Annotated in this window: 14 protein-coding genes; 8 read left to right on the forward strand and 6 right to left on the reverse strand. The window is 55.3% G+C overall.

Translation table 11 applies throughout. The annotated features are described in order from the left end of the window. Window positions 1-146 precede the first annotated feature (146 nt). The gene (locus FGF66_RS03060; RefSeq protein ID WP_139456239.1) at window positions 147-803 is read left to right on the forward strand and encodes an HAD family hydrolase; all 657 of its coding nucleotides are present in this window, start codon (window positions 147-149) and stop codon (window positions 801-803) included. Window positions 804-872: 69 nt separating this feature from the next. On the opposite strand, the gene FGF66_RS03065 is transcribed toward FGF66_RS03060, so the two are convergent. Continuing rightward, window positions 873-2525 carry a hybrid sensor histidine kinase/response regulator gene (locus tag FGF66_RS03065; protein WP_139456240.1) on the reverse strand — a complete coding sequence of 551 codons (1653 nt, stop codon included), beginning with the start codon at window positions 2523-2525 and terminating at the stop codon, window positions 873-875. A 305-nt stretch (window positions 2526-2830) separates the two neighbouring features. Here FGF66_RS03065 and FGF66_RS03070 point away from each other — a divergent pair, with 305 nt between their 5' ends. The 3 genes from FGF66_RS03070 to FGF66_RS03080 all read left to right on the forward strand — a co-directional run bounded on the left by FGF66_RS03070 (window position 2831) and on the right by FGF66_RS03080 (window position 6809). Further along, entirely contained in the window at window positions 2831-4072 is a 1242-nt protein-coding gene (locus FGF66_RS03070) for an MFS transporter (protein ID WP_139456241.1), read from the forward strand. Between the two features lie 213 nt (window positions 4073-4285). After that, on the forward strand, window positions 4286-5761 hold the full coding sequence (locus tag FGF66_RS03075) for a HEAT repeat domain-containing protein (protein WP_139456242.1): 1476 nt from the start codon (window positions 4286-4288) through the stop codon (window positions 5759-5761). A 1-nt stretch (window position 5762) separates the two neighbouring features. Further along, window positions 5763-6809: a DNA-methyltransferase gene (locus tag FGF66_RS03080; protein ID WP_139456243.1), complete on the forward strand. Its 1047-nt coding sequence runs from the start codon at window positions 5763-5765 to the stop codon at window positions 6807-6809. Between the two features lie 430 nt (window positions 6810-7239). Here FGF66_RS03080 and FGF66_RS03085 read toward each other — a convergent pair whose 3' ends face one another. Then, the gene (locus FGF66_RS03085; protein ID WP_139456244.1) at window positions 7240-7941 is read right to left on the reverse strand and encodes a DUF1003 domain-containing protein; all 702 of its coding nucleotides are present in this window, start codon (window positions 7939-7941) and stop codon (window positions 7240-7242) included. A 29-nt stretch (window positions 7942-7970) separates the two neighbouring features. Next, entirely contained in the window at window positions 7971-10826 is a 2856-nt protein-coding gene (gene uvrA / locus FGF66_RS03090) for an excinuclease ABC subunit UvrA (protein ID WP_139456245.1), read from the reverse strand. Window positions 10827-13096: 2270 nt separating this feature from the next. On the opposite strand from uvrA, the gene FGF66_RS03100 reads away from it, so the two are divergent. Then, a complete protein-coding gene (locus tag FGF66_RS03100; protein WP_139456246.1) occupies window positions 13097-13468 on the forward strand; it encodes a hypothetical protein in 372 nt (123 codons plus the stop codon). A gap of 70 nt (window positions 13469-13538) precedes the next feature. Here FGF66_RS03100 and FGF66_RS03105 read toward each other — a convergent pair whose 3' ends face one another. Then, window positions 13539-14108 carry a metal-dependent hydrolase gene (locus tag FGF66_RS03105; protein WP_139456247.1) on the reverse strand — a complete coding sequence of 190 codons (570 nt, stop codon included), beginning with the start codon at window positions 14106-14108 and terminating at the stop codon, window positions 13539-13541. A 411-nt stretch (window positions 14109-14519) separates the two neighbouring features. Between FGF66_RS03105 and FGF66_RS03110 the strand changes: the two genes are divergently transcribed. Beyond that, window positions 14520-14708 (forward strand): YgaP family membrane protein, encoded by a 189-nt coding sequence (locus tag FGF66_RS03110; protein WP_129050269.1) that lies wholly within the window; start codon window positions 14520-14522, stop codon window positions 14706-14708. 426 nt (window positions 14709-15134) lie between these two features. Here the strand turns inward: FGF66_RS03110 and ppdK are convergent, their stop codons facing one another. Continuing rightward, window positions 15135-17885: a pyruvate, phosphate dikinase gene (gene ppdK / locus FGF66_RS03115; protein WP_139456248.1), complete on the reverse strand. Its 2751-nt coding sequence runs from the start codon at window positions 17883-17885 to the stop codon at window positions 15135-15137. Between the two features lie 149 nt (window positions 17886-18034). Here ppdK and FGF66_RS03120 point away from each other — a divergent pair, with 149 nt between their 5' ends. Continuing rightward, entirely contained in the window at window positions 18035-18904 is an 870-nt protein-coding gene (locus tag FGF66_RS03120; RefSeq protein ID WP_139456249.1) for an ABC transporter permease, read from the forward strand. A gap of 87 nt (window positions 18905-18991) precedes the next feature. Here the strand turns inward: FGF66_RS03120 and elbB are convergent, their stop codons facing one another. Then, on the reverse strand, window positions 18992-19648 hold the full coding sequence (elbB, locus tag FGF66_RS03125) for an isoprenoid biosynthesis glyoxalase ElbB (protein WP_139456250.1): 657 nt from the start codon (window positions 19646-19648) through the stop codon (window positions 18992-18994). A gap of 157 nt (window positions 19649-19805) precedes the next feature. Here elbB and FGF66_RS03130 point away from each other — a divergent pair, with 157 nt between their 5' ends. Next, complete coding sequence (locus FGF66_RS03130) at window positions 19806-20387, forward strand: fibrobacter succinogenes major paralogous domain-containing protein (RefSeq protein WP_170181186.1); 582 nt, start codon at window positions 19806-19808, stop codon at window positions 20385-20387. Window positions 20388-20408 lie beyond the last annotated feature (21 nt).

Here is a 20408-nt window from a genome sequence, read left to right on the forward strand (position 1 = left end):
CCCCCCCCCCCCCCCCCGCCCGGGCGCCCCCCCCAACCCACAACACCCCCCTCTTTCACCCCCCCCCCGACTTCCATCTCCCGGCCCCTCTTCCTGCTCCCTCCGGCGCCGGCGCAATTTCTCATTCAACGATGTAACCGACTTTTATGATCGAGGCGATTCTTTGGGATAACGATGGGGTGCTGGTGGACAGCGAGTCGCTCTTTTTTGAGATGACGCGGAGTTTTTTTGCCGAAGCGGGGTTGCAGGTCGATGCGGAGTACTGGGGCGTCGAGTACCTCGGTAACGCCAAGCACAGCTACCAGATCGCCGGGGAACTCGGTCTCGCGCCGGAGCTGATTGGCCCGCTGCTCGACCGGCGCAACGAGGCGTTCGTCCAGCGCCTGCGCTCGCCGGTGCCGCTGATGCCGAAGGTGCGCGAAACCATCGAGGCGCTTTCGGGCAACGTGCGGCTCGCCATCGTGACGGGCAGTCCGCGCGACAAGGTGATGCTGATGCACGCGGCGCACGGCCTGCTCGACCACTTCGAGGTGATCATCACCGATGACGAAATCACCCATGCCAAACCCCATCCGGAGCCGTACCTCAAGGCGATGGAGCTGCTTGGCGTCGAGCCGGAGCGGTGCCTGGCCGTCGAGGATTCGCGGCGCGGACTCGATTCGGCGGTGGCCGCCGGGCTGCGGTGCATCGCGGTGCCCAACGCGCTGACGCGGATCCAGCGCTTCGAGCGGGCTTTCGCGGTCGAGGCGGATGCTTCGGGCGTACTGAAGCACGTCAGCGCGACGCGCCAGCCAAGGCGATGAAGCGACGGTAAATATCGCCGGAGCCTCTCTTTTCATCCAAATCCAAATTGTCCTCGTCCTCGATACCCTTCAGGCCGGATTCAGTACGCGGTCGATTGTTTCTGTGAAGTCGCTGATGCTGAAAGGTTTCTGGATAAAGTTCATCTCATGCTCTTCCGCCCAGCTCCGGGCGAATGGTTCCGGCGCGTGGGCCGACATGAACAGGAGCTTCATCGAAGGGTTCCGCTGTTTGAGCAGACGGCTCATCTCCATGCCGTTCATATCCGGAAGCATGATGTCCGCCACCAGCAGATCGAGAGCGCGGGCGCATTCGTTGGCGATTTGCAGGCACTCCGCGGCGTCTTTGGCGACAAGAACCGTGCAGTCGCGGCTTTCGAGAATATCCTGGATCAGCGTGAGGATGAACGGTTCGCCGTCAGCCACCAGGATCGTCTCCGCTGCATTCGGCGCGGCCTTCGTTTTTTCGGCAGCGCCATCGTTCGCGTGGCGCTCGTCATGGTGCAGCGGGAGGTAAACCGTGAAAGCCGTGCCTTTGCCCGGCTCCGAATGGCACTCGATGCGCCCCTTGTTCTGCATCACGATGCCATAAACCGTTGACAGCCCCAGCCCGGTGCCTTTGCCGACCTCCTTGGTGCTGAAGAATGGCTCGTAAATATGGGGCAGCGCGGAGGCTTCGATGCCGCTGCCGTTGTCGGAGACCGAGAGTTTCACGTACGCTCCCGGCGCCAATTCCGGGCGGCCGATGACGCAATCGGCTTGTGCGAGCCGGACGGTTTGGCACCCGATCCGGATGCGTCCGCTGCCGGTGATGGCGTCGCGCGCGTTGACGAGCAGGTTGGAGAGAATCTGGTCGAGCTGCATCGGGTCGAGCTTCACCTGAACCGGTTCGCCGTGCGGGTTCCATTCGATCCGGATGTTGTTGCCGATAAGACTCCGGTGCAAATGGATGCACTCCGAAACCGCCTCGTTCAACTCGAACACTTTCGGCGTCGCCGTCTGCTTTCTTGCGAACGCGAGCAACTGCCGGGTCATCTCCGCCGAACGGAGCGCGAGCTTGTGAATGTCAGTGATGTTCGAAACGGCTGGACTGGCGGGGTCGAGCTTTTCGATCGCCAGTCCGGTGTTGCCGATGATGGCCGCCAGGGTGTTGTTGAAGTCGTGCGCGATGCCTCCGGCAAGTTGGCCGACCAGCTCCATTTTCTGGAACTGCAAGAGCTGCTCCTGAAGCTTTTGCTGCTGCGCTTCAGCCTCTTTGAGTTCGGTAATTTCCGTCACGACCGCCACCACGCAGGGTTCTCCCTCGATGACCGCCCGTTTGCCCCGGAACGTCGCCCATTTGTAGGGCGGCCCGCTTTTGTGGTACATTCTGAACTCGCCGCTCTCTTCGGTATCGAAATCGATGATGTCGCGAGCTTTCCTGGTCATTTCGGGCAGATCATCGGGATGCACCCGCTTCAGCGGATCGATGCCGGGCATCTCATGGTCGGAAAGGCCGTTGATGGAGTCGCGCGAAAAGCGGTTCCAGCCGACGAGGCGCATTCTCGCATCGATGATGATGACCGAAGCCGGAATGGCGTCGTACAGTTCGGTGACTGCGGCCAGAGTGTTGTAAGTCGTCGTGCCGTAATCTGTTATGGCGTCCGAAGAGGCATGGGGATCCGAAGACAGAAATTTGTCGAAAGGAAGGGGTTGCGGAGTTGATTTGCGCAGGTTTCCAGGCATGGAGATAGTTTCGCGCCAATGCTTGATAAAATGGTTGCCATCGGGGCGTGGTTATGGCCATTTCCCGATGCGTCTCTGAACGTATTGTTCGTGAATAACAAGCGTAATATATATTTTTTTATAACAATTTATATAGAATGTTTATAACAACAGTGCTGTTTTTGGTTGGCTGATGCCGTATTTGTGATCCGGGCGTGAAGCCGTATCGCACACTTGATTGCCGGAGTTTGCGCTTCGGGTTATATCCCCGAAAAAGGTTTTATTTTGTGTTCTTCTATCATCAACCCTTTATCTTTTCTCCCCTTATGCAGGATTCATCCCGCGCAAATCTTCGCGCCGTTTTCAGCTTGCCGGTCATTGTGGCCGCGCTTGGTTATTTCGTCGATATTTACGACCTCGTGCTCTTCAGCATCGTGCGCGTACCGAGCCTCAAGGCGTTCGGTTTGCAGGGGCAGGAGCTGATCGATTACGGCGTTTATCTGCTCAACATGCAGATGATCGGGATGCTTCTCGGGGGTATTTTGTGGGGTTGGCTGGGCGATGTGAAGGGGCGGCTGAAGATTATGTTCGGCTCGATCCTGATCTATTCGCTGGCCAACTTCGCCAACGGTTTCGCCACCTCGCTGGAGGCCTACGCCGTGCTGCGCTTCATCGCGGGTGTCGGGCTGGCCGGCGAGCTGGGGGCGGGCATTACGCTGGTTTCGGAGATTCTGCACACCAAGGTGCGCGGCTACGGCACCATGCTCGTCGCCTCGATTGGCGTGACCGGCGCGATTCTGGCCAACGCGGTGGCGACGCACTACGACTGGCGCACGGCCTTTTTCATTGGCGGCGCGCTTGGTCTGGTGCTGCTGGTGGCGCGGTTCAAGGTCTCCGAATCGGGGATGTTCCAGACGATGGAGAACAAGGCGGCGGTCAGCAAGGGCAACCTCTTGGCGCTCTTCACCAGCCGCGACCGCTTTTTCCGTTACCTCAACTCGATTCTCATCGGCGTACCGATCTGGTTCGTGGTGGGCGTACTGATCACCTTCTCGCCGGAGTTCGCCACGGCGCTAGGCATCAAAGGCGCGGTGTCGGCGGGCAACGCCGTGATGTTCTGCTACCTCGGCCTGGTCTTCGGCGACCTGAGTAGCGGCTTGCTCAGCCAGGTGCTGCAAAGCCGCAAGAAGGCGGTGCTGGTGTTCCTCGTGCTGAACATCGTCTCCATCGCGCTCTATTTCATGCAGCGCGACGCGACGCCGACGTTCTTCTACTGGGTCTCGTTCGCCCTCGGATTTTCCGGCGGCTACTGGGCGATTTTCGTGACCGTCGCCGCCGAACAGTTCGGCACCAACCTGCGAGCCACGGTAGCCACCACCGTGCCGAACCTCGTGCGCGGCATGGTGGTGCCGATCACGATGCTCTTCCAGTTCACGCGCGGCCACTTCGGCCTCGAAACCGGCGCGATCATCGTCGGCGCGATCTGCATGGTCGCAGCGTTCGTTTCGCTCGCCGCGCTGGAGGAGACGTTTCACAAGGATCTCGATTATTTCGAAGAGTTTATGTGAGTTAGGGGGAATAGGTTGGATTGGTTGGATCAGTCGGATGGAACTTCGCCTCGGCGCGGATGGTCGGGGCGAGGCGTGAGGTGGTGAAGGGTGAGTAAAAATCTCTGGATTTTGGTAGATTAATTTTTAATCAGTTCTATCATAGGCTGTGAACACAAAGGTTTGATATTGAATTAAGTAACTGTATCTGAAGTAAAATGTAATAGTGACGTAGTGGCTAATAACTTCAAGAGTGACGATAGCTTCCTGAGAAAACTCGCTGTTGGTGCCGCTGGCACAAATGCAACGATCAACCGCTTGATAGAGATGGGATTCAATCCCATAGAACTTGAGCGCGGTTCTACAGGTTTCAAAATCTGGAAAAAGATCAAGATCAAGCGAGTGCGGGTCCCTGATATTTTGTGTTTGAACACAGGCATACGGTTCGAGTCTCGTGGAAAGACAAAGCTTGAAATATCAATGTCTCATTCGCTCAATGACCCGAAGCGGGCTTGGGATGCGGGTATGCGTGACGATGATCTAGTTTCAATCGTTGTCTTCGAGCAAAACGACGATTCCCCAATAGAGCTGAAACAAGTCTCACCTGTTCACTTCGTCAGCGTTAGAGAAATGCGGCAGGCATTCGCCGCAGGACAGGTATCCATCACTCAACCGAAGGGGGTTGAGGAAGGTTCTGAAATTCGGGTGATGTGGACATGCGCTGCGGCGAACCAGCGGTCAGTTGTTCAAGCCGTGGAACCGAGAAGAATCAGCCTGACTCCTATTTCAATGATGCGGCGACAATTCATTCAGTTAAGCCGTAGCAAAGGCAAGATAGCCTTGCTGCCACAGATCGAAGTCGGTGAAACAGTCGAGGCCAATCAGATAGTCGCAGCAGTCGTTCCTGTGAACACCTCGATCCAGTGCCCTGTGTCGGTCGGCGAAGCCTATTTCGTCGATAAGCTCGTGAGTGTCAACCTGAGCGAACGGTATGCCGCAGCAAAAGCGTTGCGGTACAGAGGCTACACGACCGCTAAACCGATTCTCGAATCAAGAATGACTGATATCGAAGAAGATATTTACGTCCAGCTTGAGGCTGCGGCTGCGCTTGCAGCATATGATGACCCGAATGGCTGGGCATTCATTGAAAACAAGTTGCGTAGTTCTGCCATGATGGTTCCACTTGAAACACAGCTTGAAACAGTCATCGTTGCATCCGAAATACCCAAGAGCCGGAGCGAACAGCTATTAATCCAAGTTTTGCGGGACTCGCAACGTGAGGATGAACTGCGCGCTGGAGCTGCATGGGCGCTTGGCCAATTCGTCACCACGACTTCTGCAACTGCACTTGTTGAGACATTCAACTCAAGCCCTTTGGAGATCAAGGTTGAAGCTGCACGCGCACTGCTACGGATTGCTGAACCACAAATTCCTCACTTGATGGATCTCCTGAAAAGTAGCGACCCCGCCAAGCGCGATGGCCTCTCATGGGTGCTTGCTCGAACTGGCAAATTCAATCCTTTAGACATTGTTGTTGGAGCTGATGAGAACCTTAGAAAATGGATGAGCTACATCGTTGGCTATGGTAAAGAAAAGTTCGTTCATGGCGATGTCGAGGCAATCTGTGAGGCTGATTCAGAAGTTTATTTTGCCGCGAGTGTGTTGTGGCAGATTTTGGCAAGCTGGGTAAACGACCTGAAGGAGTATTGATATGCAAAGCAAGTCGCTTTACCACACTACCAAAGGTCAGGCCTATGTCGGAGATTCGCTTCAACTTCTCGCAGAGTTACCCGATGCCAGCATTGATTTAGTCATGACATCACCACCGTTCGCGCTTAGGCGTCAGAAAACCTATGGCAATGTTGAAGAAGCGGAGTACGTGCAATGGATTAAACCATTTGGTCAAGAGGTTTTCCGAGTTCTCAAGGAAAGAGGGAGCTTCGTTCTCGACTTAGGTGGTGCATACCGTTCAGGGATGCCATCTCGCTCCCTATATAACTTCCGCGTACTTATGGCTTTTTGCGACGAGATTGGGTTTCACTTAGCCGAAGATTTCTACTGGTTCAATCCGGCGAAACTGCCGTCACCAATTGAATGGGTAAACAAACGAAAAATTAGGGCAAAGGATTCCGTCAATACTGTATGGTGGTTTAGTAAGACTGATTCTCCGAAAGCTGACGTTCGAAATGTACTGGCTCCGTATTCTGATCGGATGAAAAAGTTGATCAAGGATCCTGAGAGTTTCTACACGCCGAAAAAACGGCCTTCAGGCCATGACATTGGTGCTGGATTTGGCAAGGATAATGGAGGTGCAATTCCTTCCAACCTTCTTTCTATACCTAATACCGACAGTAATTCAAGCTATCTCCGGCTTTGCAAAGAACTCGGACTTGAACGCCATCCGGCTCGATTTCCCTCAGAACTTCCTGCGTTTTTTATCAAAATGCTGACTGACGAGGGGGATGTTGTGCTCGACATCTTTGGCGGGTCAAATACAACCGGATTTATCGCTGAATCTCTAAAGAGAAAGTGGCTGACTTTTGAAATGAACCAGGAATATCTTGTCACATCGGTATTTCGATTCCTTGAGGGGCACAGTTCTGACAGCGTTAAACGTGTATTTGACAAGCTGAACAACAGTTATGCCAGCTTTTTTATTGGCGAGACAGACTGCGCATTAGAGTCTGCAAAAAAAGTTACGCATAGGGACAACTTATTGGGGCAAACATCCTTATTCTTTTCTGGAACTGATAATTAAGAAATAGCTCTTTTTATCCAAAAAGCCTTACTTCGTTGATCTCAAACATAGGAAATCCCCTCGCTATAGATGTCTTCTCAAGAAACTACGACTGCGAGCCGAAGCTCGTAGTCGTTTGTGTCATTATTCAATCAATCGCTCTCAATTTCCAGTCATCATCGTTTCCACGTGGCTGCAACAGTGTTGATCTCTTTGAGATCGAATTTCTCAACAATCGTGGCAGCGACGTTCGGGGCAAGGAATTCGGACGTGAAATAAGCAAGACACAGAGCCAACCTCACTTCTTCGCTATTCCCTACACCCAATAAACTAGCGAATGCCTATTCGGACTTGGTCGAGAAATTGTTCATCAGCAGTAGCTGACGGCGTTCAACGGATACAAGTAGTGCAAATACCTGTGCATTGTCATGCATGAATCTGTCCCCCCGGCCTACTTCTTCTCCCGCAACTCATTTATCAGCTCCATCTGAATCTCCTGAATTTCAACCAAACGTTCCCATTGCTTTGAGAGCAGGTGATCGACTTTTTGGTGGAGTTGGCGGATTTCGAGTTCCGCCTTCAGGTTCACCTTGTAGTCATAAATCGCTCGCTGGCGGTCGCGGTCTTCCTGGCGGTTCTGGCTCATCATGATCACCGGGGCCTGGAGGGCGGCCAGCGTCGAGAGGACGAGGTTGAGCAGAATGAACGGATAGGGGTCGAACGGTTTGGCGAAGAGCGCCAGCAGGTTCACGCCTATCCAGAGCGCGATGAATACGCCGAAGATGATGATGAACTTCCAGCTTCCGCCGAAACTGGCGATGATATCGGCCATGCGCTGGCCAAGCGTCAGTTTTTTTTCGAAATCGATTTCCGGGTTTGCCGCCAGAAGCTCATGTTTCCTGAGTCCCTCGATCACCTCCTTGTCCAGCTCGGTCAGCTCGCCCTTCTCCTCTTCGAGCAGCGATTCGACATAGCGGTGCTGGAAGAGCTGCAAGTCGTCCATGCAGATCCAGCCATCCTCGTTCCAGCTTCCGGTTTTTTTCTGGATGATCTTCGAGACGGCGGGCCGCACGATCATCGCCCGCCGCAGCTCCGAGCGCTTTTTCGTTCCGCAAATCTGGCATTCGGGCGTATGCGTTTCGGTAGCGGTCATGATGGTCTGGCGTTGATGGTTTTCGGCGCTCAGGCGGTTCCCGTCAAAATATCGCCGGAGTCGAGCTTGAGGTAGTGGCCCGTGTGCGTGTCGGCCCGGCGGGCGATCTGTTCCGGCGTGCCCGTGGCGACGACTTCGCCGCCGCCGTGGCCGCCTTCGGGGCCGAGGTCGATGACCCAGTCGCTGTTGCGCACGATGTCGAGGTTGTGCTCGATGACGATCACCGTGTTGCCTTTGTCCACTAGCTTGCGGAGCACTTCGAGCAGGTGCTGGATGTCCTGGAAGTGCAGGCCGGTGGTCGGCTCGTCGAGGATGTAGAGCGTTTTGCCGGTCTGGATTTTGGCCAGCTCCGTCGAGAGCTTGATGCGCTGCGCCTCGCCGCCCGACAGCATCGGCGATGGCTGGCCGAGCTTGAGGTAGCCGAGGCCGACGCTTTGCATCGTATCCAGAATCCGGCGGATGCGCGGGAAATCCTCGAAGAACAGGGCGGCCTCTTCGATGGGCATCTCCAGCACGTCGGCGATCGACTTGCCCTTGTACTTCACCTGCAAGGTCTCGCGGTTGTAGCGCTCGCCCTTGCAATGCTCGCACTGCACGTAAACGTCCGGCAGGAAGTTCATCTCGATCTTGCGGGTGCCCGCGCCCTGGCACACCTCGCAGCGTCCGCCTTTGACGTTGAAGCTGAAGCGCCCCGCCTTGTAGCCGCGAATCTGCGCTTCGGGCAGGCGGGTGAAGAAGTCGCGCACGAAGGTGAACGCGCCGGTGTAGGTGGCCGGGTTGGAGCGCGGCGTACGCCCGATGGGCGACTGATCGACGTTGACCACCTTGTCGATCAGCTCGATGCCGCTGATGTCGTCGCACGGGAGCGCGAGGATTTTCGAGCGGTAGAAGTGGCGGGCGAGCAGCGGGTAGAGCGTTTCGTTGACGAGGGTCGATTTGCCGGAGCCGCTCACGCCGGTGACGCTGATGAGCGAGCCGAGCGGGAAGTCGGCATCGACGTTTTTCAGGTTGTTGCCACGACACCCCTTCACTTTGAGAAAACGCTTTTCCGCCGTTTTACCATCGGTCGCGGGCGGGCAGGAGACCGAGAGCGTACCGTTCAGGTAGCCCGCCGTGACCGAGTCCGGGCCGAGCGTCGAGGCGGTGCCTTGCGCTACGACGAGGCCGCCGTGCTCGCCCGCACCGGGGCCGAGATCGATGATCTGGTCGGCCTGGAGCATGGTGTCCTTGTCGTGCTCGACCACCAGCACCGTGTTGCCGAGGTCGCGCAGGCGGTGCAGCGAGTCGATGAGCTTGTGGTTGTCGCGCTGGTGCAGGCCGATGCTCGGCTCGTCGAGCACGTAGAGCACACCCGAAAGCTGCGAACCGAGCTGCGAGGCGAGCCGGATGCGCTGCGCCTCGCCGCCGGAGAGGGTCTGCGAGTTGCGGTCGAGCGCCAGATAGCCGAGGCCGACGTTGAGCAGGAAGTCGATGCGCTTGGTGATTTCATGCAGCACCGGCGCGGCGACGAGCTTCTCCTTTGCGGTGAGCTTCGGCGGCAGAAGGCGGAAGAACTCCAGCGCTTCGGGCAGCGGCAGCGCCTCGACCTCGGCGATGTTCAGGCCGTCCACCTTGACGTGCAGGCTCTCCTGCTTCAGTCGCGCGCCGCCGCACACCGGGCAGGTTTGGCGGATCATGAAGCTTTCGGCCCACTCCCGGAGTTTCGGCGTACTGGCGTTCACCCGCACCTCCTCGACGTAGGGCACCGCCCCCTGGAAGGTTTGCGGATAGAGATGCTCCTTGCCCGCGTAGCTGTAGCCGACGTCGAAGGTTTTGCTGCCGGAGCCGTAGAGCAGGATGTCGAACGCCTCGGCGGGAATTTTCGCCAGCGGCGTGGAGAGCGAAAAGTCGTACTGTTTGGCGATGGCGCGGATCACCTGCCAGACGTTGCGCTTGCCCGGCTTGCCGAACGGCTCGATCGCGCCGTCATCGAGCGAGCGCGTCATGTCGGGCGCCATCAGCTCCGCCGAGAGCTGCATGATGTCGCCGAGGCCGTTGCACTCCGGGCACGCGCCATAGGGCGAGTTGAAGCTGAACTGGTTCGGCGCGAGCACATCGACCGGCACGGTGCTATCCGCGTAGGCGTACTGTGTGCTGAAGTACAGCTCGCCGCGCTCGCTGTCGTCCGTGTCGCAGATCACCGATGACTTGTGCTCCGACATCGAAATGGCGAGGTTGACCGCCTGCTTGAGCCGCTCCGTGATCTCCGGCCCCGACACCAGTCGGTCCACCACCAGCTCGATGTTGTGGCTCTTGTAGCGTTCGAGCTGCATTCCGGCGCTCATCTCCACATACTCGCCATCGATGCGCGCCCGGAGAAAGCCCTTCTTGACGAGCCGCTCGAACAGCTCACGGTAATGGCCCTTGCGCCCCGTCACCAGCGGCGAGAGAATCTGGAGCTTCGCGCCCTCCGGCAAGGCGCCAATCGCCTCGCAGATGCTCTCCTCGCTCTGCTTCTGGAGCATCTGCCCGGTCACAGGGTCGTAGCGCCGCCCGGCCTTCGCGTACAGAAGCCGCACGAAATCGTGGATTTCGGTCACGGTGCCGACCGTCGAGCGCGGCGAGCGGCTGGTGCTTTTCTGGTCGATCGAAATCACCGGCGACAACCCCTCGATGAAATCGACGTCGGGCCGTTCGATGTTGCCGATGAACTGGCGGGCGTAGGGCGAGAGCGTCTCCATGAAACGCCGTTGCCCCTCGGCGTAGATCGTGTCGAACGCCAGGCTCGACTTGCCGGAGCCTGAGATGCCGGTAATGACGACCAGCTTGTTGCGGGGAATGTCGAGCGAGATGTTCCTGAGATTGTGAACCCGTGCGCCTCGTATGCTGATGTGACTGAAATCCATTCGCGGTGTTATGGTGAACCTCTGAAATTCCTGTACCTCAATCTATCAATGTTCCTTGAAACGGCAACGGTCAAGAGGCGGTTCGTCGCTTTCAACCGCCGCGGATTCAATAAGGTTTCGTGACTGCGAAAAAAGTGTGAAAATATCGTGAACGCAAATTTGCCCGCAGTTACCAGTGCTTCGCGCAAACAGGAGAGCTGATGATCACGGATCACGCGCCATCAGAAGACGGAGCATGGCAGGCCGAATCAGGTGCGCCAACTCTTGGTCGCCAATTTTTAGCAGACCATCGCGACGTGGGGGGGAGTCAAATGTACTGCATCAGAGGAAGAATTATGACGTATTGCGGCCTGATGAGACCTTGACGGATGCTGCTTGGATTGATCAGTACGCAGCAGTCTCCGTCTGTCATGAAATCCGGCTCAAGAAAGGACAAGAGCAGGTGCAGGCTTTGATTTTAGGGCGCCTCTAAAAACTTATTGCGCGTTCCGATTACCGCGTCGGGCGGTGTACGAAATTCTCACGCACTTCATGTCCGCTCCGTCCGTCTTGCTCTCGAACGGCTCATGACACTTTTTAGAGGCGCCTTTTAGCGCTACTATCTGATCCGCGTTTTTTGTTTTCTGCGTCGTCAATAAATACCCGCAAGCTATGTTTTTTGTTGTTTGTGACACGTCGCATTGTATTGTGTGTGTGATTATGTGTGTATTATTGTGATAGTATCATTGAAAATACCTTGTCGTCGAAAAATTTTTCAGACTTTTTTTGTCCGATCTTGTGGCTTTTACAATAAATATTGTATATTTATTTGTGCGTAAATATTACTCTTATTTGTTTCTTTGTATGGTAAAAAACATTTCAAACCATCGAACATATTTAATAGAGATGACTGATTCTGAATCAATTCTGTCATGAGGTGAAATGATTACGAAATTCGCGTAAGATTTTTCAAATGCGTAATAGATCGTATTGCAAGGGCATCAGAATTGCCTTTTCATTCTGATTAGTCAGAATATGTATGGTTAGTATTTGCGGTAAAGAGATAGCGAATTTACTAAATATTAATAATGCTTTTTCTATATTATTGTCCTTGGGTGACAGTTATTATCTATAGATAGCACTCTCTTTTCTGCTGTTCGTTAAGGTCTGAAGTCTATTCGCTACAGGATGTGAGCCTCTGTCAATGATTCTGGATAATTATGTTTTGTTGAATAAAAAAGCACTGAAATGATGATACCCTATAAAAATCTTCACCGTTTATCATCTATTCTGGCCTATGAACTTGGTGATGAATCGATCAGGATTGAATTCGTGTCCGGAGCTGTGCGCGACTACACTTATGAGAATGTGGGACGAGATCATGTCGAGGCTATGAAGAAATGCGCAATCAAAGGAAAAGGTCTCGGCTCTTATGTGATGCAAAACGAACGTCATTTTATAGCCTTAAGAGATATACGGGTTTCTCGGAAAAGTACGTAAGAAATGTTGATAAAATGCCTCAAAATAACGTTTATCTATGTTTTTCACGTTCATCACTACGGATTAAATTCCCCGCCGCTTGCGGCGGGGTTCTTCATTTATAGGGTTCAGTTTGATGCTTGAATTCTGACGGAGGTATTATGAATGTAAAATGTTCGAGAGTTCGACGTTTCGGTATCATGTTTGTTTTGAGGCGATAAACAATTGTTAAACGTTTCGGTTGCGGCTTTATCCACTCCTTAGCCTCGACTCCTATGCCGCCTTCCATTCAGCTTTCGCGACTTTTCAGCTCTTTCAACACGCCTTTCAGAATTTCCAGGGGTCTATGGCAGAAGCATCGGCTCAGTCCCCGCAAAGCTGGTTTTCCGGGTTTCATTTTCTACGCTATCTCTTTTCATAAGAGTTATATACCATCGAATACGCGTTCAAATCCTTGTGCCTGTAGTTTACTCTGTTTGATATACAAAGAACTTTAATTATATCGTCCATCAATTTACTTATAATCCGGTTGGTGGATTTGGTAATAGGCCAAGGATGTCGATGACTGACTGAAAAAGACGTTGTCGATTAAAGTCTGTAATCACTCGGTTACAGATATTACGTCGATTTAATTGCGTATTTTTTATGCAGGAACTATTCTTTATTATAAAAAGTTGGAACAGATCAACGCCACGTAACTGAACATCGATATTTCACTCAGGAAAAATTCATACCCTCACATCATTTTGTTTGGGATATGGTAAAAATTCGGTAAGGCAATCTGGTAACTTTTTTCGTAACCCCCTTGATTTATGCATTTTATAGAATCCGGAGCCAGTTATATCAGCGTGATATTTTCAGGAGCTGTCGATCAAGAACAGCTTTTCCGGGCTTTGCGGGACATATTCATACATCCGGAGTATCCATTCAAGAACTCGATCTGGGTATTTGAAGGGTGTGAGTGTGATTTTTCAAATATCAGCATGTTCGAGTTGCTTCAGATGGTCAGGGCTTACTACCCAAAGAAAGCGACAAGAGCAAAGACCGCGATAGTGACTTCCACAAGCATGCATCATGCCATGGCGCAGCTTTTTTGCGAGGATGCGGATGATTTGGCGTTAGCCTTCACCATGAAAGCTTTTATGGATCGTTCTGAAGCCATTGCGTGGCTGGGGAGTGCGTGATGCTCGACAATGACTGACGGTGGGTCGCCGATTGACCGTTGCGGTTTTGACTTGAGGGCATCTCTGAAGGTCATGGTAGGCCGGGATTGGAATTTTTGACTGATAAATGTTTGGCAGTTTCCGTGCTGTTTCTTCGTTTTTTTAAAAAAAGGTACACCGCCAGGATGATGATGATCGCTTCGACGGAAAAGCTCCAGTAAGGATGTTCATAGGCTATCGAGGGGGCAATCTTTATGAGCAGTGAATTGACGCTGAACCCACGGTATGAGAGAGGGGCCAGCCAGAAAATTTTGTTTGGCAAGGTGTCCAGCATCAAGTGAATGCAGCCGTTCAGAGCGAAGATGAATGCAAAAACAGGATTCTGGCTTTTTTTGCTTGAATAAAGCCACAGCGCCGACCCTGCCAGCACTATTGCCCAGAAGAACGGGAAGTGTGTCGGGTAGTAGTGATGGTCATATTTCTGGGGATCGAACAGGTCAAGATAAAGGTAGTCCAGATCGGGAGCGATCGAGCCGAGCAGGCCCCAGAACCAGTAGCGTGGGTATGATTTGATTTTGTGCTTGAATCTGCCGGAAAGAAGCTTGCCGACGATATATCCGGCGGGTAAATGTGCGTAGGTGATAGTGAACTCCTGAAAAATACGTTACCACTTGTGTCTTCTGCCCGAACGTGTTGTGATAATTGTTTCGGCAGCCGGGCGGCGGTTTCTGTTTATTCCGGTTGGCGTAAAAGCGTGACAGCAACAAATTCAAGTCGTCGCAGAATATAAGACAAATGGGAGGCATGTTTTTATGCCGTAAACGGTCGTGACAGCGTCGCTCGGCGAGGGTTGATGATTCCTGACCTCTCGATGACTCCATAAGGTTCGTCAGGTGTGGTTTTTCTGGGCGATCTTTTTGTATATTTAAAGAATTGCAAGTTCAGAAAGCAGTGATCTTCAAGCACCTTGACAACCATTGCGTGTTGCGCGGTTGCGTGGCCCGAAGCAGGAGATTCGATGCGGTCTGACAAAAATCTTCAATCCTGATCATTAACTCTTTACGGAGCAGCCATGAAGAAAAATATGGGGCAAAAAGATCGTGCCGTTCGTGCTATCCTGGGCGTGGCCATGCTGTTGTATGGCATTGTTTTCCAGAACCTTGTCGGCCTTGTCGGCCTGATTCCCATTGTCACGGCAATCATTGGCTACTGCCCGCTTTATGAGGTGCTTGGGGTTACCTCCAACAAATACGCCGACTGAGGTCGCCAACATCACTTTTGCCCGATCCGGTAAGCTGTCTCCGTAGTTTGCCGCAGCTCTGTTCCCGCCATTCGACGCTTGGGGAGATACGCTTCGCATCTCCCCTTTTTTTGTCCCCGCCTGATTTCCATGATCTTCGGCTACAGCTCCGAAATGTCTCGACTACGACTTTCCTGTTGTCCACTGTACATCGGGGATGTAGATCGGCTCGTCATGCGCGTGTTTCTGCAACGCAGCAAAGCGTGACCGGACAGATCGAAGGTGCTGTCGCTGAATTGCCAAATTGTTGCGGGCATTGTAGGAGCAGACCTGCGTGTCTGCCCTGCGGAATGGTGAGGTGTTTTCGTTATTACCCAACGTCATTCAACAAAAAAGGCGGCCCGTCGAGAGCCGCCTTTTTGCGTTGAGATGTGTTGCTGTCCGCAATCAGAGCAGGGCCGCGCGGGCTGCCGCGAGGCGGGCGACCGGTACGCGGTACGGGCTGCACGAAACGTAGTTCAAGCCGGTCTTGTGGCAGAACTCGATCGTGGCCGGATCGCCGCCGTGCTCGCCGCAGATGCCGAGCTTGAGGTCGGGTTTGACCGAGCGACCCTCTTTTGCCGAGATGCTGACCAGGCGGCCAACGCCATCGATGTCGATGCTCTCGAACGGGTTGCGAGCGAAGATCTCCTGCTGCTGGTAGATCGGCAGGAACTGGCCGGAGTCGTCGCGGCTCATGCCGAGGCCCATCTGGGTCAGGTCGTTGGTGCCGTAGCTGAAGAAGTCAGCGGCCTGCGCGATCTGGTCGGAGGTGATGGCCGCGCGCGGCACTTCGATCATGGTGCCGACCAGGTACTTCACGCCGACGCCCTGCTCGGAAATGACGCTGCGGGCGGTTTTGTGGATCACTTCGCTGGTGATTTCGAGCTCCTTGACGGTGCTGACCAGCGGAACCATGATTTCGGGGACGATGTCGAGCTTCTCCTCCTGCTTGATGCGGCAGGCGGCTTCGATGATGGCGCGTACCTGCATGACGATAATCTCCGGATGCAGGATGCCGAGGCGGCAACCGCGCAGGCCGAGCATCGGGTTGAACTCGTGCAGGCTTTCGATGCGGGCCTTGATCTCGGCGCTGGACTTACCGATCTTTCCAGCCAGGTCGTCGATTTCGGCGTCGGTGTGCGGCAGGAACTCGTGCAGCGGCGGATCGAGGAGGCGGACGGTAACCGGGCGTGAACCCATCGCCTTGAAGAGGCCAAAGAAGTCGTCGCGCTGGTAGGGAAGCAGCTTGTCGAGCGCCACCTTGCGGCCTGCGATGTCGTCGGCCAGAATCATCTCGCGCATGGCGTCGATGCGGTCGCCGCCGAAGAACATGTGCTCGGTGCGGCACAGGCCAATGCCTTCCGCGCCAAAGGTGATGGCGATTTCGGCCTGGTCGGGCTGGTCGGCGTTGGTGCGGATGTTGAGCTTGCGATACTTGTCGGCCCACTGCATGAGCTGGTCGTAAATCTTGAAGGTCGGGGCATCCTCCGGAGCGAGCGTCTTGTCGATCAGCACTTCGAGGATTTCGGAGTTCTTGGTCTTGACCTCGCCTGCGATCACTTCGCCGGTGCTGCCGTCGATGGAGAGGTAATCGCCCTCTTTTAGCACGATGTCGCAGCCGTTGACCCGCATTTCGCCGGTCTTGTAGTCGATTCTGAGCGCGCCGCAACCGGCCACGCAGACCTTGCCCATCTGGCGGGCGACGAGCGCCGCGTGTGAGGTCATGCCGCCGCGTTCGGTGAGAATGCCTTCGGAGGCGTCCATGCCCTTGATGTCTTCGGGCGAGGTCTCGATTCTGACGAGAATCACCTCTTCGCCACGCTCGGAGGCCTCGATTGCGTCATCGGCGTTGAAGTAGATGCGTCCGCAGGCAGCGCCGGGGCCGGCGTTCAGGCCGGTGGCCAGCAGGCGTCCGCCGTCGATGGCGGCTTTCTTCTCGTTGAGGTCGAAGACCGGGCGGAGAAGCTGGTTGAGCTGTTCCGGTTCGATGCGGCGCAGCACCTCTTTTTCGTCGATCAAGCCTTCGTTGAACATGTCAACGGCGATCTTGATGGCGGCGAAGCCGGTGCGCTTGCCGACGCGGCACTGGAGCATGAAGAGCTTGTCGTTCTCGATGGTGAACTCGATGTCCATCATGTCGCGATAGTGCTTTTCAAGGATCGAGCGAATCTCTTCGAGCTGGTTGTACATCTCCGGTTTGCCCTCGGCGAGCTGCGCGATTTTCAGCGGCGTACGGGTTCCGGCCACCACATCCTCGCCCTGCGCGTTCATGAGGAACTCGCCATAGAAAATGTTGTCGCCAGCGGCGGCGTCGCGGGTGAAGGCCACGCCGGTGCCGCAATTTTCGCCCATGTTGCCGAACACCATCGCCTGCACGTTGCAGGCCGTGCCCCAGTAACCGGGGATGTGGTTCAGCTTGCGATAAACGATGGCGCGTTCGTTGTTCCAACTGTTGAACACCGCGCCGATGGCTCCCAGGAGCTGTTCGGTCGGATTTTCGGGGAAGGTTTTGCCGGTCTTGTCGAGGATCGCTTTTTTGTAGCGGGCCACGAGGTCTTTGAGGTCATCGACCTGGAACTCGGTGTCGAGGTGAATGCCAAGCTCGTGCTTTTTCTGTTCGAGAATCTCCTCGAAGGGGTCGATCTGCTTTTTGTCAGCCGGTTTGAGGTCGAGCACCACGTCGCCGTACATCGACACGAAGCGGCGGTAGCAGTCCCAGGCGAAACGGGGGTTGCCCGATTTGCTGGCCAGGCCTTCGACGGTCGTATCGTTGAGGCCGAGGTTGAGGATGGTGTCCATCATGCCCGGCATCGAGGCGCGAGCGCCGGAGCGGACGGAGACGAGGAGCGGATTTTCGGGGTCGCCAAACTTTTTGCCGAGGTAATCTTCGACTTTTTTGAGCGCTGCCGGAATGTCGGTTTCGAAGAGGTTCGCAGGGTAGGTTTTCTGGTGATCGTAGTAGTACGTACAGACCTCGGTCGAAAGGGTGAAGCCGGGAGGAACAGGCAGGCCAATGTTGGCCATTTCCGCCAGGTTGGCGCCTTTGCCTCCGAGCAGGTTTTTCATGGAAGCATCCCCTTCCGCTGAACCGCCAGCAAAACTGTAAATGTATTGCTTGGCTACGGCAGATTCTTCGTTCGCTTGAGAATTCGGCATGTTGCTAATGGTTGGTTAACCCGGAAAAACAAATAAATTTCATGAAGCTGTTAATTATAGTCTCGGAAAATTGGGTTTTCCGAGTCGTCAATTTAACAGAAAAACCGTTCGGAAAAAACCCGGAAAGGGGTTCAAATCGTCAGTTATTCATGGAGAGTTTGGCAGTCGTTTTCATTCTGCAGGTGCTCAGGATTTCAGTGCCTTATCTGTTCGCTTCGGTGGGAGCGGTTTTTTCGGAGCGAGGCGGCGTGATCAATCTCGCCCTCGAAGGGCTGATTCTCGCGGGCGCGTTCGGGGCGATGCTCGGTCAGTACCTGACCGGCTCAGCCTGGGCGGGCGTGGCTCTGGCTCTGGCGCTTGGCCTCGTCGTTTCGCTTTTGCATGCTTTCGTGACCGTGACGCTCCGGGCTGACCAGATCGTCAGCGGCATCGCCATCAACATTCTCGTCATGGGCGTGACACGCTTCGCGCTCGGCCTCCTTTTCGGCAGCGCGATGAACTCGGCCCGCATCGCCGGGATGGAGGCGCCGATGCCGCTCTTCGATCCGCTGCTTCTCATCGCTGTGCTGTCGGTCGTGGCGGCGCAGTTCGTGCTCTTCCGGACGCCCTACGGCCTGCGGCTTCGCGCGGCGGGCGAGAGCGCCGAGGCGGTCGAAACAGCGGGCCTCGACGTGCGGAAGCTGCGCTACTCCGGTGTGCTCATTTCTGGCGCGCTGTCGGCGCTCGGCGGCGCTTTTCTCGTTTTCCAGCAGCACAGCTTCACGGACAACATGTCCGCCGGGCGCGGCTACATCGCCTTGGCCGCGATGATTATCGGCAAGTGGTCGCCGGTCGGCGCGGCGCTGGCGAGCCTGTTGTTCGCCGCCGCCGAAGCGATGTCGATGTGGCTGCCGTCAGGCTGGCTCCCCTCGCAGCTCGTGCAGTCGCTGCCGTATGTTATTACGCTACTCGTGCTCGCCGGTTTCGTCGGCAAGGCCACGCCGCCGAAAGAGGTCGGCGTGCCGTACAAGCCAAAGTAGGGGCAACCCTTGCGGTTGCCCTCTGGCGACGGATGATAATGATCGGTCGGTTCGACAAATCTGACGGATCCGACCGATCTGGTGTTTTTACGCCAGTTCGAGCACTTTGGCGACCAGTTTGTCGATGCCTTTGGCGATGTCGCTGATGCCGGGGCCGAGCATGTAGGCCGGGGTGGTGACGATCTTCGAGCCGGTGCTGACGACGATCTCTTCGACCGGAGAGGCGATATGCTTCGCGCCCATCGCCGCGATGTCCGCCGCCGTCTGCTGGTCGTTGCCGATGGTCACTTCGACGCCTTCCGGGCCAAACAGCTTTGCCGCGATGACCGGTGCGATGCAGAGAAATCCGACCGGTTTGCCGCTTTTACGGAACCGTGTGACCGCGTCGGCGACCTCGGGAAGCACTTCGCATTTCGCTCCGGCGACGGCGTAATCGCTCAGGTTCTTGGCCGCACCGTAACCGCCGGGAATGATGAGGCCGTCGAGGATCATCGTGTCGATGTCCCGCAGGTTCCGGATCGAACCACGCGCGATGCGGGCCGATTCGACCAGCACGTTGCGGGTTTCGCCCTCCGACACCTCGCCGGTGAGATGGTTGACGACGTGGCGCTGCGCAATGTCGGGGGCAAAGCAGACCGCTTCGGCCTGGGCCTTGTCGAGCGACAAAAGCGTGAGCACCGCTTCATGGATTTCCGTTCCGTCATAGACGCCGCACCCCGAAAGAATGACTCCGATCTTTTTCATGGTGTTCCGGATTTAGTGATTGGCAGAGACGTATATTTTTATGGTATGAAAAAGCTGGAGCTTTTGAAAAAAAAGTGACAAGGCTCACCATGCACTCACCAAGCCAGAAATGTCTTTTCATTTGTCCCATAAGTTCTCTAAGCCCTATTCTTTTAACATGAAACGCTACAAGCCGACATACCGCCTGAGCTTGCTGCTCGCCGTTGTGCTGCTGCTGGCGTCTGGCTGCGCGAAGCGTGAGGATGCCGCTCGAGGCATCGCCATCGGCAAGCAAATCTGGATGGCGGAAAATCTCGCTATTGACCGCTACCGCAACGGCGACCCGATTCGCCATGCCAGAAGCGTCGAGGAGTGGAACGACGCGATCTCCAGGCACGAGGGAGCATGGTGTCATTACGGCAACCAACCTGCAAACGGCCGCCTCTACAACTGGTTCGCCGTCGCAGACCCGCGCGGTCTGGCTCCCGAAGGGTGGCATGTGCCCACCGATGCCGAATGGCGTGAACTCGAAGCAGTGACTGGCGGTCGGGGCTTCGAGACCGCCTTCACCGGAAGTCGCAACTGCCTCGGCATTTTCTTTGGCAAGGGCAGCAGCGCCTTTTTCTGGACGGCCACGCCATCCGGCGAGTTCGACGCCTGGAACCGCGAAATCAGCGAGGGCAGCCGCAAGCTGCAACGAGTCCGCGTAGCGAAAGGCCTGGGCCTTTCGGTGCGATGCGTGAAGAATCGTGAAAAATGATCGGACGGATCTGGGGGAACC

Source organism: Chlorobaculum thiosulfatiphilum (assembly GCF_006265165.1).
GTDB classification, from domain to species: domain Bacteria; phylum Bacteroidota; class Chlorobiia; order Chlorobiales; family Chlorobiaceae; genus Chlorobaculum; species Chlorobaculum thiosulfatiphilum.